Origin of the sequence: Pseudodesulfovibrio profundus (assembly GCF_900217235.1) — a bacterium.
Taxonomy (GTDB): domain Bacteria; phylum Desulfobacterota; class Desulfovibrionia; order Desulfovibrionales; family Desulfovibrionaceae; genus Pseudodesulfovibrio; species Pseudodesulfovibrio profundus.
Genome location: NZ_LT907975.1, coordinates 965,001 through 980,410 on the forward strand (window position 1 = coordinate 965,001; position 15,410 = coordinate 980,410).

General features: G+C 50.8%; 10 protein-coding genes. 8 read left to right on the forward strand and 2 right to left on the reverse strand.

Annotation, left to right across the window (positions count from 1 at the left end):
* Positions 1-289: 289 nt before the first annotated feature.
* The gene (locus DPRO_RS04785; RefSeq protein ID WP_097011029.1) at positions 290-1,156 is read left to right on the forward strand and encodes an AraC family transcriptional regulator; all 867 of its coding nucleotides are present in this window, start codon (positions 290-292) and stop codon (positions 1,154-1,156) included.
* 58 nt (positions 1,157-1,214) lie between these two features.
* On the opposite strand, the gene asnS is transcribed toward DPRO_RS04785, so the two are convergent.
* A complete protein-coding gene (asnS, locus tag DPRO_RS04790) occupies positions 1,215-2,582 on the reverse strand; it encodes an asparagine--tRNA ligase (RefSeq protein ID WP_097011030.1) in 1,368 nt (455 codons plus the stop codon).
* A 246-nt stretch (positions 2,583-2,828) separates the two neighbouring features.
* On the opposite strand from asnS, the gene ftsY reads away from it, so the two are divergent.
* Both ftsY and DPRO_RS04800 read left to right on the forward strand, forming a co-directional pair.
* Positions 2,829-4,247 carry a signal recognition particle-docking protein FtsY gene (gene ftsY / locus DPRO_RS04795; protein WP_097011031.1) on the forward strand — a complete coding sequence of 473 codons (1,419 nt, stop codon included), beginning with the start codon at positions 2,829-2,831 and terminating at the stop codon, positions 4,245-4,247.
* A 25-nt stretch (positions 4,248-4,272) separates the two neighbouring features.
* Positions 4,273-5,742: a 30S ribosomal protein S1 gene (locus DPRO_RS04800; RefSeq protein ID WP_097011032.1), complete on the forward strand. Its 1,470-nt coding sequence runs from the start codon at positions 4,273-4,275 to the stop codon at positions 5,740-5,742.
* Positions 5,743-5,831: 89 nt separating this feature from the next.
* Here DPRO_RS04800 and DPRO_RS04805 read toward each other — a convergent pair whose 3' ends face one another.
* Complete coding sequence (locus DPRO_RS04805; protein ID WP_097011033.1) at positions 5,832-6,671, reverse strand: RluA family pseudouridine synthase; 840 nt, start codon at positions 6,669-6,671, stop codon at positions 5,832-5,834.
* Positions 6,672-6,827: 156 nt separating this feature from the next.
* Between DPRO_RS04805 and DPRO_RS04810 the strand changes: the two genes are divergently transcribed.
* The 5 genes from DPRO_RS04810 to lhgO are packed head-to-tail and all read left to right on the forward strand — an operon-like array spanning position 6,828 to position 15,401.
* Positions 6,828-7,718 carry a DMT family transporter gene (locus DPRO_RS04810; RefSeq protein ID WP_097011034.1) on the forward strand — a complete coding sequence of 297 codons (891 nt, stop codon included), beginning with the start codon at positions 6,828-6,830 and terminating at the stop codon, positions 7,716-7,718.
* 1 nt (position 7,719) lies between these two features.
* On the forward strand, positions 7,720-10,866 hold the full coding sequence (locus DPRO_RS04815; RefSeq protein ID WP_097011035.1) for a UvrD-helicase domain-containing protein: 3,147 nt from the start codon (positions 7,720-7,722) through the stop codon (positions 10,864-10,866).
* Positions 10,866-13,754 carry a PD-(D/E)XK nuclease family protein gene (locus tag DPRO_RS04820; RefSeq protein WP_097011036.1) on the forward strand — a complete coding sequence of 963 codons (2,889 nt, stop codon included), beginning with the start codon at positions 10,866-10,868 and terminating at the stop codon, positions 13,752-13,754. The genes DPRO_RS04815 and DPRO_RS04820 overlap by 1 nt, the downstream gene beginning before the upstream one ends.
* Before the next feature lie 9 nt (positions 13,755-13,763).
* Positions 13,764-14,207: a PPC domain-containing DNA-binding protein gene (locus DPRO_RS04825; RefSeq protein ID WP_097011037.1), complete on the forward strand. Its 444-nt coding sequence runs from the start codon at positions 13,764-13,766 to the stop codon at positions 14,205-14,207.
* 3 nt (positions 14,208-14,210) lie between these two features.
* Positions 14,211-15,401: an L-2-hydroxyglutarate oxidase gene (lhgO, locus tag DPRO_RS04830; protein WP_097011038.1), complete on the forward strand. Its 1,191-nt coding sequence runs from the start codon at positions 14,211-14,213 to the stop codon at positions 15,399-15,401.
* The last annotated feature ends 9 nt before the right edge of the window (positions 15,402-15,410 follow it).

Below are 15,410 nucleotides of genomic sequence, written 5' to 3' on the forward strand. Positions count from 1 at the left end.
GTTGCTGTTGGGCTTCCCCGTGCGACGAAAGAGGTTCTAGGTCAAACCACCTCCACCGTCAAGCGGTTTTTTAAAATAAAATGCATCACCACATCACAAAAACACCTAATCTACCGGAATATATGAGTATACACGATTAACTTTTTATTTTAAAAACCACTGAATTGATCACCACTCATCTGACATGATGATTATTGGTTGAAAATATCAAGCAAATCACCATGAAAACAGATATCTGATAAGGCCAGTAACGAGGTCAAAATGAAGGAAACCACCAAGTCAACGTATTATGAGCGTATATACTGTACTTATATACATACAGGAGAACCTTGATGAGGAGCTTTCCTTGGATACGCTCGCTAACCAGGCCCACTTCTCCCCTACTCACTTTCACCGCATCTTCAAAGGAATGATGAGCGAAACTCTAAGTGAGCATATAAGAAGAATACGCCTGGAACGAGCAGCCATCCGATTGGCGTTGAACAGCTCGAGTGTCACTACTGCAGCTTTTGATGCGGGCTACACTACAGTTGAATCATTCAGCCGTGCTTTCAAAAAGGTGTTTGCATGCGCACCTTCTCAATACAGCGAGAAGCACTGGAATGAACTATACGACAAAATCCCCGGAGCCGTGCATTATTTATTAAACAATGCGCGATCAACACTGACTCTGAATCGAAAAGGAGAAATGAAAATGGAAGTATCTGTCAAAGATATCCTGGAAATGCGCGTTGCATACAAACGCCACACAGGGCCGTATGCTGAGTGCGACGAAGCCTGGAAGGTTTTATGCGACTGGGCTGATGCAAAAAAAATCATCAATGCCGAAACACAATTCCTCGGCATTTGTCACGATGATCCGCAAATAACGCCACCCGAAAAAATCCGATATGACGCCTGCATGACTGTAGATGGCAGCATAGATGCTGAAGGGGAAGTGGGCATCCAAACCATCCCAGGCGGAAAATATGCCATTACTCTTCATAAGGGCCCATACGAAAACCTGGAAAAAACCTATGCCAAGCTTTTCGGAGTTTGGCTCCCCGAAAGCGGACATCAGTTCCGCGAGCAACCGAGCTTCGAGATCTATCTCAACTCCCCAGAACACACCAAGCCTGAGGATTTGCTGACAGAAATATATCTGCCCATTAAATAAAGGAAAGGCCCGACATATCCTGTCGGGCCTTTTGTTCTATTACTATATAATAATCAAATTAAAACTCGAGGCTTTTGGGCGTTCTGGGGAACGGCATAACGTCGCGGATATTGGTTATTCCAGATACCAACATCAGCATACGCTCAAATCCCATTCCAAAACCGGCATGGGGAGCTGAACCGTAGCGACGAGAGTCAAGATACCACCAGTACTCTTCTTTATCGAGGCCAAGAGTATCCATCCGAGAAAGAAGAACATCCATCCTTTCCTCACGCTGACTTCCACCAATGAGCTCACCAATGCGCGGAACCAGACAATCCATGGCCGCAACCGTTTCGTTGTCATCGTTCATACGCATGTAGAACGGCTTGATCGTCTTCGGATAGTCATACACATAGACCGGCTTTTTGAACTTCTCCTCACAAAGGAAACGCTCATGCTCGGTCTGGAGGTCCATTCCCCATTCTACCGGGTACTCAAACTTCTTCTTGGTCTTTTTGAGAAGACGAATGGCCTCCGTGTAGGGAAGGCGCTCAAAAGGATTGTTCAAGATGTTCTCAAGCGTGCCCATAAGCGACTTGTCAACAAACTTGGCGAACAGTTCGATATCCTCCGCGCTATGATCAAGCATGTGGGTAATCAAATACTTGATCATTTCCTCGCCGAGATCCATGTCATCGGCCAGATCAGCGAAAGCGATTTCGGGTTCAACCATCCAGAACTCGGCTACGTGCCGGGGAGTATTGGAGTTTTCAGCCCTGAATGTAGGGCCGAAGGTGTACACATACCCCAAAGACAGGGCAAACATCTCAGCGGAAAGCTGCCCGGAAACAGTCAGGGAGGACGGTTTTCCAAAGAAATCTTCCTCTACCGGCTTCTGTGAACCGTGTTCCAAGCTGGTAACGCGAAACATCTCACCTGCGCCTTCACAATCAGAGCCTGTGATGATCGGCGTATGGATGTAGAAGAAATCCTTCTCTGCGAAAAACTTGTGAATGGCCTGAGCCAGCTCGGAACGCATACGGAAAATGGCACCGTATTTATTCGTGCGGGGGCGCAAGTGAGCGATACCACGAAGGAACTCATCACTGTGGCGCTTTTTCTGCAAGGGGAAAGTCTCCTGATCCGCCCCACCAAGCAACTTGATGGATGTGCCGCGAATCTCCCACTTCTGACCTTTGCCAGGAGACTCAACCAACTCACCGTCGATAGCCACAGAAGCACCGGTTCCGACATTGGCGAGAGTTTCAACAATCTCGGGAGTATGATCGATTACGACCTGAATATTGCTCAAACAGGATCCGTCGTTGATCTCCACAAAAGAGAACCCCTTGTTGTCACGCTTGGTGCGAACCCATCCACCGACGTGGATTCCTGCCATGGGTTCTTGCGCATTCAGGGCATGCTTGATCTTTGTTCGTTTCATATTTCTACATCCTTATGGTGTTTTTTTCCCGCTCTTACCGATATTAGTGTTAATTGGCAACGGACATCTATATATAAACATGGTAACAATATCGTGCGCCTATTAGTTGAGTATCGACCTTCTCAGCCAAATAGCATAGAATATGCCCCTACCGGTTTTTTCTAAAAAGGCATAGTCTATTGCCTCCGGACAAGAGGTAGGCTATGAACACCCGCAAACTGCAACGATAATAATCATGAGGACCGGATGGGATTTTTTAGCAAATTGAAAAAAGCTTGGGCCAGCCCCGAAGATGTGGCTCAACAGGCACTTGACGAATACAAGAAAGAAGCCGGGTTGGAAACGGAAGCGGAAGGAGAGCCGGAACCGCCGATAGCTCCCACTGAAGAAGTCGCCACAGAAGACAAGACTACCGCCCCTCCTTCTCCCGATCATCAAGAACAAACAGATGCGGCCCCGACCGCGACCGAGGACTGGCAGAAAGGTCTTACTCTTGCCCTGCGCCAGGCTGAGCCAAAGCTCTCGCAATGGCTCAATATCATTGTGGAAGGCGTTGAAGAAAAAGGACAAGACCTCTGGGATCGACTCGCCTTTCTTTTCCGAGCGCTTGGCGCACCTGAAGACGAATCAAAGGCTTTCATCAAGAAGTTCGACAAATGGCTTGATGAAATGGGCTATGAAGCGGTCGAAGAATTCAAATCCGAGCTGCAGTACCGGTTGGCACTGGCTCTGGACCTTGAAGACGAAGAAGACGAGCGCGACAGACTTTTCGTCAAGCTTTCCGAAGGCATTTCCAAAACGCGCGAACAGATCACCAAGCGTATTGATGGCCTGCTGTCATCCCACTCCAAGCTGGATGACGACTTTTGGGAAGAATTTGAAGAGATCCTCATCATGGCAGATGTTGGCATGGAAGCAGCCAACCAGCTCATGGACAACCTGAAAGAGCGCGCACGCAAGGCCGGCACAGATGATCCTGACGATTTCAAGGACATTCTCCGTGACGAGCTGGAAGAAATATTCAAGGTACCCCCTCGTATCGAAGCGGTTAACCCACCTGAAGTATTGATGATGGTTGGCGTCAATGGTGTCGGCAAGACCACCACCATTGCAAAGCTGGCTCACCGTGCCCAGATGCAGGGACGCAAGGTTCTCATCGCTGCGGGCGACACCTTCCGCGCTGCTGCCATTGAGCAGTTGGAAGTGTGGGCTAATCGCATCGGCGCTGGTTTTTTTGCAAAAGCTGAAGGCTCTGATCCTGCTGCTGTTGCGTATGAAGCCATGGATAAGGCCGTCAATGAGGGGTACGACCTCCTCCTTCTGGATACGGCAGGTCGACTCCACACCAAGGTCAACCTCATGGAAGAGTTGAAAAAGATTGAACGTGTGGTCGGGAAAAAACATGAAGGTGCACCGCATCGTTGTGTTTTGGTTATTGACGCGACCACCGGTCAGAATGCACTCTCACAGACTAAGCTTTTCAACGAAGCTGTTGGTGTTGATGAGATTATTTTGACCAAACTTGACGGAACTGCCAAAGGCGGCGTTGTCGTTGCGGTTACACTACAGAACAAACTCCCGATTACCTTTGTTGGACTCGGAGAGAAGATGGAAGACCTTCGCCCGTTCAACGGCAAGGACTTTGCCAAGGCCTTATTAACCTAACCTTTTTTATGTGACGGTAAGTATCGTGTCCGAAGAATTCAAAGAGCGTAATGGCGTGGAAGAAGGCGAAGCCAGCTTTGCCGAACTGTTTGAACAGTACAGCGAAGGCGGTGGTGACGACCTGAATGTCGGTGACAAAGTTGCCGGTCAGGTCATCCAGGTTGGAGAAACCAGTATCTTTGTCGATACTGGTACCAAGCTTGACGGTGTGGTCGAAAAGGAAGAGCTGCTCGATGAAGAGGGCAACTGCACAGTCAAGGAAGGCGACACGGTTGAGCTGTACGTCGTTGGCAAGGATTCCGGCGGCATCAAATTGTCGCGCGCCCTTTCCGGCATTGGCGGCTTGGCGATGATGGAAGAAGCAAAAGCAAGCGCTCTCCCGGTAGAGGGAAATGTTGCATCCACCTGCAAAGGCGGATTCAATGTGACGATCATGCAGCGTCGTGCTTTCTGCCCTGTCAGCCAGATCGACAATCGCTTTGTTGAGGATCCGGAAGAATATGTCGGCAAGACATTGGAATTCCTGATCACCAAACTGGAGCAAGGCGGCCGTAACATCGTTGTTTCCCGTCGCGACCTTCTGGAGAGAGAAACTGCGCAGGCAGTGGAGACCTTCACCGCTGAAACAAAAGTCGGCGATGAAGTCGAAGGTGTCGTCAAGCGACTCGCACCCTTTGGTGCATTTGTCGAGATCATGCCCGGCCTTGATGGGCTGGTTCACATTTCGCAGATTTCCCATGGCCGCATCGGACACCCTGAAGAGGCTGTCACTGTAGGCCAGAAGGTCAAAGCGAAAGTCACCCGCTACGAGCACGACGACAAGGGACGCCTCAAGATTTCACTCTCCATGAAAGAGCTGGCGCAAGACCCATGGGACACTGTCACCTCCTCCTTTACCGAAGGCGACAAGGTCACCGGCAAGGTTGTTCGCCTTGCTGATTTTGGTGCTTTTGTCGAAATCGCTCCCGGCATCGATGGCTTGGTGCATGTCTCTGAAATGAGCTACACCCAGCGCGTTCACAAGCCTTCCGATTTCGTCAAGGAAGGCCAGACCGTTTCCGTCAAGATCAAATCCATCGATACGGATAGCCGCCGCATCGGTCTTTCCATGAAAGACGCCGAAGGAGACCCGTGGCTTGACGTTGAGGACAAGTACCAGAGTGGCCAGAAGGTTGAGGGTACAGTTGAAAAGCAGGAACAGTTCGGTATTTTCATCCAACTGGAGCCTGGCATCACCGGCCTGCTTCCAAAATCCGTCATTGCTCGGAGCGAGAGTGCGTCCAAGTACGAGAAGCTGCACTCTGGCGACACGGTCGAAATTGTCGTTGGTGAAGTGAAAGCCGGAGAAAGGAAAATATCCCTGACCACAGAAGACGCTCAGGATGACGGTGACTGGAAACAGTTTGCTCCCAAGAAAAAGCCTTCCACAGGTGGAACCGGTGGTATGGGCCTGCTCGGCGCCGCACTTCAGGAAGCCATGGATAAAAAGAAATAGTTTCGCAATGTAATACAATGAAAGGCCCGACAGTTTATACTGTCGGGCCTTTTTATTTGAGTATGTTTTGCCTACAACCGTTCTCTCATTCACTTTGCAAAGTCATCCGCCCAACCAACACCTATCCGGGCTGTGAAGTCGTCCATTTCCACCTTGTAATGGTGTAAATGCAATGCTTCTTCGGAACTCCCGTTTCCATACACAGGATCGCCCACTATCGGATGATCAATTGATGACAGATGAGCACGAATCTGGTGACGCGCACCCTTGGTAATCATGCACCTCACCAGCGTGATATTCCGCTCGCGATCATGCCCCAACGCATGAACTTCCGTCCAACGACGCTCGTCACTTGTGTCTGTTTCAAGTACGCGCGTCACCTTGCGATTATCCACATCCAGCTCACACTTGACTGTCGCCGTCCCGTCAAAGCGCCCTTCGACCAAAGCTAGATAGAACTTCCTGATTGTCCCGTCTGATTCCATGGCGTGGTAGGTATCGCAACCGCCACGATTCAACCCCACCAACAGCAGGCCCGACGTCAGATAGTCCAGTCGATTCAACAAAACGGGCGAATGATCTGGAAACAAATCCTTCAACGCACTCTCAACGTTGGGAGTATCCTTGCCGACAATTGAAGCGGAGTGAACCTTGGCAGGCTTGAACAAAGCAGCAACAGTGTCCGATTGGCTCACAATCTCAACCTCCGGGAGTGAGTGCTGAGACTCCGGGAACTCGACACGAATTTCCTGCCCACTCTGCACCTTGTATCCCGGCTTTCGATTTCGGCCGTTGACCTGCACTAATCCTTCATCGCAATAACGACGCCGGAGGCGAAGGCCGCTGTCAGGCAGAACCAAAGACAAGGCATTGTCCAAGCGTTTTCCATCAAAACTGTCAGGGATAATATGTGTACTGCTGTTGTTCATACCTCTACCCTACACACCATCGTTACCAACCAGCAACATCTTATCTGTCTTTGACGCCACAGCCCAGATATCCTAAAGTCGCCAGATGATAGAAACAACCCGCAATAAGCCCGGACATCCCGCTCACTCCCTACCATTCTCCACGAGTTATGCATAATGGATATACGAGGTCTGATCTACGTTCTGATTGCCGCCATCATGTGGGGCATCATCGGTATTTTCGCTAAGGAAGTTCTGGCCGAAGGCATCACTGCCCTGGAAATTGCTTTTTGGCGAGCTTCACTGGCCTGGATCATGTTCGTGATTCATGCCTGCATAAAAAAGCAAGTCAAGACACAGCCAAGCGACCTCCCCTTCCTGTTCGCATTCGGCTTTATTTGTGTGACCATGTTTTACGGCTCCTACCAACTGGCCATTCGCGACGTGGGAATGGCTCTGGCAGCAGTACTCCTTTATACTGCCCCGGCCTGGGTCGCTTTTCTATCATGGATTGTGCTCAAGGAAAAAATGACGACAATCAAGATGTTGTGTGTCGTCATGACCATTACCGGCGTCATCTGTATCAGCCTCGGTCCCAAATTGTTGAGCGGCAATTCCATATCTCTGAATCTCTTCGGCCTGGCCGCAGGATTGGTTTCCGGCTTCACGTATGCGCTGTATTACATCTTCGGGAAAAAATATCTCCACCGATACGCTACCCCTACGATCTTTGTTTATGCGCTCCCCTTTGGCGCAGCACTCCTTTTTCCTTTCATCGACTTTCAACCAAAGTCTCCCTACGCATGGTTCATGCTCACGGCCATGGCAGCCGTCACATCCTACGGTGCCTTTTCCTTTTACTACGCAGGGCTGAAGCGCATGGACGCCACGAGAGCTTCGATCGTTGCCACATTCGAACCCGTTGTCGCTGCAATCTTTGCGTTTCTCCTGTTTGGAGAAACCTTTTCCATCATGGGGTATGCGGGAAGCTCACTCATAATTGCAGCCGTTCTCATCGTCGTTTTATCCGGCACCAAAGCCAGCAGAGCCAATACAGGAAATCAATAACATGTCAGAACTCAAACAAGTCAAAGCGGCTGCCGGTTCCGGCAAAACCTATCAGTTGACTCGCCGCTTTCTCACGCTGCTCGACAATGCCGACAGCTCGCAAAAACAGTTTGCCTGCGTGGGTAAGCCGCATCGAGGCTACGCCTGGCCGGAAATAATGGCTGTCACCTTTACCAACAAGGCAGCCACCGAGATGAAGGAACGCGTGATCAGCGGCCTCAAGCACGCAGCGCTTCTTCCTGATCAGCCACAGATGACGAACGCCGCACCTGAGACAGCAGCAAAAGCGATCGACTCCATACTTCGACGCTACCATCGGCTTAATATCCGAACCATCGACTCTCTTCTGGCACTTCTGCTCAGACTTTTTTCGCTTGAGTTTGGTATTCGCCCGGATTTTCAGATTGTTTTCGACGAATCGGAACTCTTTGATGCCGTATTCGATCACTACCTCACAGTCTGCTCCGAACAGGAAGCAGAATATGAGCTGCTTACGGATACCATGGAAACCATGCTGCATTCCGAAGGGCGCACCGGGTTCTGGATTCAGGACACCATGCGCAAGCGGCTGCTCGAACTCACCCGATTCCTGCGCAACACACCGGATTCACTCCTGACAGATCAGGACGAAATAAAAACGCAACTGGTCAACGCCCACTCCGACTACAAGCAGTCGGTACAGACAACGCTCACAACCTTTGCCAACTGTGGGCTGCCGTTTGCCAAACGGTTCAACGACTTTCTTATGGGCGCCCTTGATCAGGAACTCTTCGATACGCCCAAGGACTCTGCCTATTTAAAGAAGGAATCGCTTTGCGACTGCGTGAACAAGGCTGGCAAAGACAAAGTGGACGCCGATCTTGAGCAGGTTTATCGCGAACTCAAGCAAGCCTGCTCCCGATACGCCAGCGATCACGCAATACTCACCGGAGCCTACTTCATGGCTCCAGCCATCAACATCGCCCTGCGAGTGCTCAATGGTCTGGATGAATTACAGCGACAACGCGGCATGATCCTCGGCTCCTCCCTGGCAGGGTACGTGAACTACCTCCTTGCAGAGGGGGATGCCGTATCCGAAGCATACTGTCGCCTCGGTTGCCGTCTGCACCATCTTCTGGTGGACGAATTTCAGGATACCAGCCGGGAGCAGTGGCAGGCTATAACGCCTCTTGCTCAGGAGTGCCTGGCCAAAGGCGGCTCACTCTATTACGTGGGTGATGTAAAGCAGGCCATTTACGGCTGGCGCGGCGGAGACTCAGCACTGTTTGACGAGATCATTACCCAGCCGGAAGTTGCTGATCTTGCACAGCACACAAAGAGTGACACCCTGCCAGACAATTGGCGCAGCTTCAAAAACGTTGTCGAGTTCAACAATACCTTTTTCTCGAATTTGGAGAATCCGATCGCGGCACGTGAGCTTGCCGACACCTTGTTCAGCGATGCAGATACATCGTTTCAGGAAGACTTCGCTCGCGATATTACTGTCGGCTTTCAAGGATGCGCCCAATCCCTTCCTCCGAAAAGCGTTGATACCGAGGGGTATGTCCGGTTCCAGCAACTCCCGGGCGGCAACGCCAGTGATGTAGAAGAGCAAACTCTTGAATCGCTTGATACGCTGCTGGATGAGGTGACTCTGCGTCGCCGGTACCGCGATATCGCCATCCTCGTGCGCAGTCACGACCACGCTTCCGTGGTTTGTGATCTGCTGGTCGACAAAGGGATACCGGTCATTACGGAAAACTCCCTTCAGTTGGACAGACACCCCATAGTCAGACAATTGATCAGCCTGCTGGAATTCATCGATTTCCCCAGAAACGACATGGCCCTGCTCACTCTCATCACAGGAAACGAATTATTTCTGGCCGAATCCGGCATCGACGAAGAGCAACTCAGCGAGTGGCTCACACAACCGAGAAAACGCCCACTCGGTGTGTGCTTCCGGCAGGATTTCCCAGAGGCGTGGTCGCAGTTCATTGAACCATTCTATAATCAATCCGGGGTCATGACTCCCTATGACCTGACCCGTGAAGCCATCCGCGTATTCAGGGTCTTCGAGCGACATCAGGATGCAGAACTATACATACGGCGTTTCTTGGAAGTCGTGCACCTCAGCGAGGAAAACGGATGCAGTTCACTCTCCGCTTTTCTACAATACTGGTCGGAAAAATCCGGCGAAGAAAAAGTGCCTCTTCCGGAAAACATCGATGCGGTTCACATCATGACCATTCACAAATCCAAAGGACTGGAGTTCCCTGTGGTCATCGTCCCCTTCCACAACTGGAACGCATCACCAGACCAGAATTTCACCATCCGAAAGCACAACGGACACGCTCTCCTCACCCCCATGAAAAAGGGGCTGGGCAAAGCGTATCAAACAAGCCTTGGCAGAAATATACGGGAACAGTTGAACCTGCTGTATGTCGCCTGGACTCGTGCTCGCGAAGAGCTGTACGGTTTCTTCACCGAAAAGCCCTCCCTCTCGCCAGCTACAGTTGCAATGACACAGTTCCTGGATATCAACGATGATATGGTCTTCGAGTATGGTTCATTGGATGATTCAAAGAATCTCTCGGAAAAGCCCAAAAAACACATGCCGAACACGCTTCCCAAACAGGAGGACATGCCCTCCCTGATGGAATGGCTTCCTCGTCTTCGCGTATACAGACACAACCGGGAAGAGTATTTTTACAATGCGGCCATGCGTGGAGAAATAGCCCACCGAGTTATGGAGTACCTGCGCCTAACCGGTGATGATGCCGTGGACAAGCACCGCGCCATTCAGCTGGCAGTTCAGGATTTCCCGGCTGTTCATGCACTGGAAGAAGTGGAGCTGCACAAGCTCCATGCTGACCTTGATAGCATGACAGACTGGATACTCAGTGAGCCTGCTATTCGCGAGCTACTCAAATCGGGTCTGCGTGAACCGGAAGTCATGGACAGTGAAGGTGCCTTCAAACGATTCGACCTACTACACATCGGGGACACGACAACCGTTGCCGACTTCAAAACCGGTCACCCAGCACCGGAAAACGAACAACAAGTAATTGAATACATGAATATACTCCGGGAAATGGGCCATTCTTCCATTCAGGGCATGCTGATTTATCTTGATCTGCATACGGTTCGGTATATCGGAGGTGAGGCGTAATGAACCCCATTCACCTCATCCCTTGGCAACAGGACTTCATTAGTGCCCTCGGCGAGTTGCTGCTGGACCGTCCAGACTTCAGTCAATGCACCGTTGTGCTACCTCACAACCGACCTCGCCTCTACCTGAAGGAATATTTCAAGAACAATGGCGGATTCAATGGTCCCGTCATGCTCCCGCGCATGGTATCCATATCCGACTTTGTGACGGAAATCCGAAGGGATTTAACAGATGCTTCGGTCATGAACGCCCATCAACTCGATCTTGTCGAGCTACTCTACGGTATCGTGACTGAATTACGCCAGTCAGGGAAAGGACTGCTGGCCCGCCTGCCCGAACTCAACCGAGAGGACTTCCTCCCTTGGGGCATTCGTCTTGCCAAACTCATGGACGATCTTCTGAGACAGGACATCGAACCGGAAGACCTTACCTATCTCGAAGGCGAAGTTGCCCCGTATGCGGTTGGACTTCTGGAGCAAATAAGCACTATCCACCGGCTGTATATTTTACGACTCTCGGAAAAGAACTGGACGACACCGGGGCTGGACTGGCGTTATATCACCAGCAACATCAATGACGCTGCAGAAATGCAGGCAGGTAAGTCCATCATCGCTGCCGGTTTCTACGCTCTAAGCGGTACCGAAAACATCTTTTTCCAACGATTGTGGTCTGATGGGATACTCCATCCGATCCTTCACTCCGATCCGGCCCTTGCCAGAAAAGAGACAAGCCACTGGGCCGTATCAGAGCACAAGGCGTGGCTCCGTCGCTGGAGAGCCTCTGCCGTCATCCCTGAGACAGTGGTTGAGCGGGAGCACCAACCCGCCATTCGATTCTGTGAAGGGTTCGATCGCCATTCCCAACTTGCGGCCCTGTCGGACGACCTTGAAGGATCGCAACTACTGACGGACAGTGCCGTCATCCTTCCGGACGAAGGCGCACTCATGCCGGTCATGCATCACCTGCCCGAGGCAGACATCAACATTTCCATGGGATACCCACTTGCACGGACCTCCCTTGCCAGATTGATCGAAACGATCCTGCAACTCCAGGAAAACAGATTGGATGACGGCCGCTATTACTGGCGTGATATTGTCGATCTCATCCGCCACCCCTACCTTCGGCTTTTGGGACCGGAAGACAAGCCACTGCGCAAGGTTTTTCATGTTTGGGAAGCAGAGATTCGCATAGGAGAACGACACATTTCGCCACTGGCCTACATGCCACCGTATGGCGACACGGTTCTGGAAGGGGTTGATGAAGGGACTACCGAAGCCCTTCGCAAGAGTATTCTCGATCACTGCCTCATGGCATTTGAGTCTGTCTCCAATCTTGAGACACTGGGCAATGCGCTGAATTCGCTTGCCGCCATGCTCCATGAGCACGGGCATCAATTATGGTTGGATTATCTGGTCGATGCAGAATGCCTCTTCAGACTCACGACCTCAATCATTCCAGAACTCAGAAGCGTGGAAAATCGGACGGAACCATACAGTCAGTCCACCCTGTTCGCACTGCTCAGAAGACTCCTTTCTCAAGAGAGAGTATCATTCGAGCCCGAGCCGCTGGGAGGATTGCAGGTAATGGGTGTTCTCGAAACCCGCCTGCTGCATTTTCGCCGGTTGTTCATTCTCGATGCCGTGGAAGAACGCCTGCCGGGAACAGATGCCTACGACCCCCTACTTCCAGACCCGCTCCGCAAGCTGCTTGGCCTGCCTGATGCCAGGGAACGGGACAATGTTTCAGGATACAACTTTTACCGTTTGCTCATGGGGGCGGATGAGGCGGTCATCTATTATCAGAACGGTATCCAGCCGGGACTGCTTGATTCCAAATCATCACGCAGTCGATTCGTTGAACAGTTGCTTTGGGAACGGGAGCAAAAAGAACAACGAATCATTGAACCCGGTGATCCATTGATCCGAACTATGACCTTCTCTGTTGGGGCGCTGGTGAATGACAGCAAAGCGATATCCATCACAAGCACCATCAGAGATCAGTTGCATGCCCTTTTGGTCGATCAAGGCCTTTCGCCTTCTCGAATAGACCGATACATGCACTGCCCCAAGCAATTCTACTATTCCGACCTGTGCAAAGTCCGCCCCATAAAACAGGTTGATGAAGACGGCGATCGAAGCGAGTTCGGTTCACTGCTGCACGATGTTCTCCGTGAATTTCACGAGCCGTTCATTGGGCGCAAGGTGGACTTCAAGCATGTCGACTCCGCAAGCCTGCTCTCCTTGTTTGACGAGAGACTTAAATCGAGCAGCTTTTACAGACAGTTGGCCCTTGATACAAGAATGGCGCTACGTAAAACAGGCCACTTCCGGCTTGAACAATACCTGGACAGCCTGGAGCCGACCACTCTGCTTGGGCTGGAAGACCAACTGCGAACAGCGTTATTCGTTGATGGCAAAGATATTCCCATTAACGGGCAACTCGACCGCATTGAAGAGCGCGATGAAGGTGTGGTCATCCTGGACTACAAGACCGGCGGCGGAGTCCTGCCTCGAAAGAATATGTGGGAAGACATGGAGCTATGGGATCGAGTCCATGACTTCAAAACAGAGGAAAATGATGTTGATCTGTTGGCGGATATCGCCCAATCAGTTCAATCAGTCCAGCTTCCTTTGTATATGTATCTGTATCTCAATGAGAAAAACCAGACACCACATGATGCAGGGTTGATCAAATTAGCAGAGAACGGGAAATCCGAATTTGCATTCGGCCCGAAATGGACGGACCAGGAACGCCATGAAGCCATTGAGTCCATGACCCCCACTCTCATTAGCTGCATCATTCGGCACATGATGACTACGGATCAATTTTCACCAAATCCAGGAAAGCGCTGCGAATGGTGCGATTTCAAAATCCCCTGCGGACAATAGGAGGTTCAGATGCAATACAGCGAAGGTAAAATTGGACGAATATTCACTCTTCGGCTGGAAGATGACGACCGTATTCCCGATTGCATAGAGGCCTTTGCGGCAGAAAAAGAAATTAAAGCGGCCATGTGCACCATGATTGGTGGCGTGGATAAAGGGAATATCGTCGTTGGCCCTGAAGATGGTGCTTCCTCAACGATAGCCCCTATCCTCCACATGATCGACAACGCCCATGAAGTCGCTGCTATCGGAACGATAATAGCCGACGACGAAGGTAGCCCGCTTTTACATATGCACGCGGCACTGGGACGGGATGGCAAAACCCGCACAGGGTGTATCCGCCCCGGACTGGACGTCTGGCTGGTTGGAGAGGTGATCATCATGGAGATACTGAATCTGGACATGATTCGCAAAACCGATCCGCTAACTGGCCTGAAACTCCTGAGCAAGAGGTAGACAATGCATAGCGCCCAATTTGTCATCTGTGGTGCCGGAATTATTGGCTTAACCATTGCCCGAGAGTTGTTGGCATCAGGCGCTGACAGCATCATCATTTTTGACAAGGAAGAAGCCGTTGGCAAACATGCGTCAGGTCGCAACAGCGGTGTGCTCCATGCAGGTATCTACTATGATCCAGGCACCCTCAAGGCCCGAATGTGTCTGGAAGGCAATAGGCTCATGCAATCCTATTGTGAATCAAGACAGTTACCGCTCTTTAACTCCGGGAAAGTCATTGTAACCCGTTCCGAAGAAGAACTGGATACGTTGGACGAATTACAACAACGCGCCACCCAAAATGGCGGCGTGGTTGAAATGATCGACCAAAAGCGGCTTGCCGAGATTGAACCCAACGCAACAACCGTGCAACGAGCCCTTCATTCACCACTTACCGCAGTCGTAGACCCCAAAACGATCCTCCAATCCCTACAAAGAGATCTGGAGGCTTCGGGCAAAGTACAGTTTTTCTTCAACACACCATTTGAACAAGCCGATGAGAACAAGATTCTGACCACTCAGGACGCCATTGGCTATGAATATTTTATCAATGCTGCGGGAGCATATAGCGATACAATTGCCAAGGCATTTGGCGTTGGAAAAAACTATCGTCTTCTTCCCTTCAAGGGCATCTATCATGTTCTAAAAAAGCCGGCCGCCAAAAAGATTCAAGGCTCCATCTATCCTGTCCCAAACATCCGAAACCCATTTCTGGGAATCCACTTTACGCGGAATGTACATGGGGATGTCTATGTCGGGCCTACGGCTATTCCGGCTTTTGGCAGAGAGAATTATGGCATTTTGAAAGGGATTGACCGGGAGTTCTTTTCCATCCTCTTACGAGATATCGAGATGCTGTTGGAAAATGAAAAGTTCCGCAACATTGCCGCAGAGGAACCTCGAAAGTACTTATTCAAACACTTTTTCAATGATGCCCGCAAATTGGTCAAATATCTCGCCCCACATGACCTGCTTCCAAGCCCCAAGGTCGGTATTCGTCCACAACTCATAAATACGAAGAGTAAGGAGTTGGTCATGGACTTCGTGGTTCAAGGGCGAGCCAATACATTACATATATTAAACTCCATCTCTCCTGCTTTCACCAGTTCCATGTCCTTTGCACGAATGGTTGTAAAGGAGCATATCGGCTTGTAAGAAAGTTTG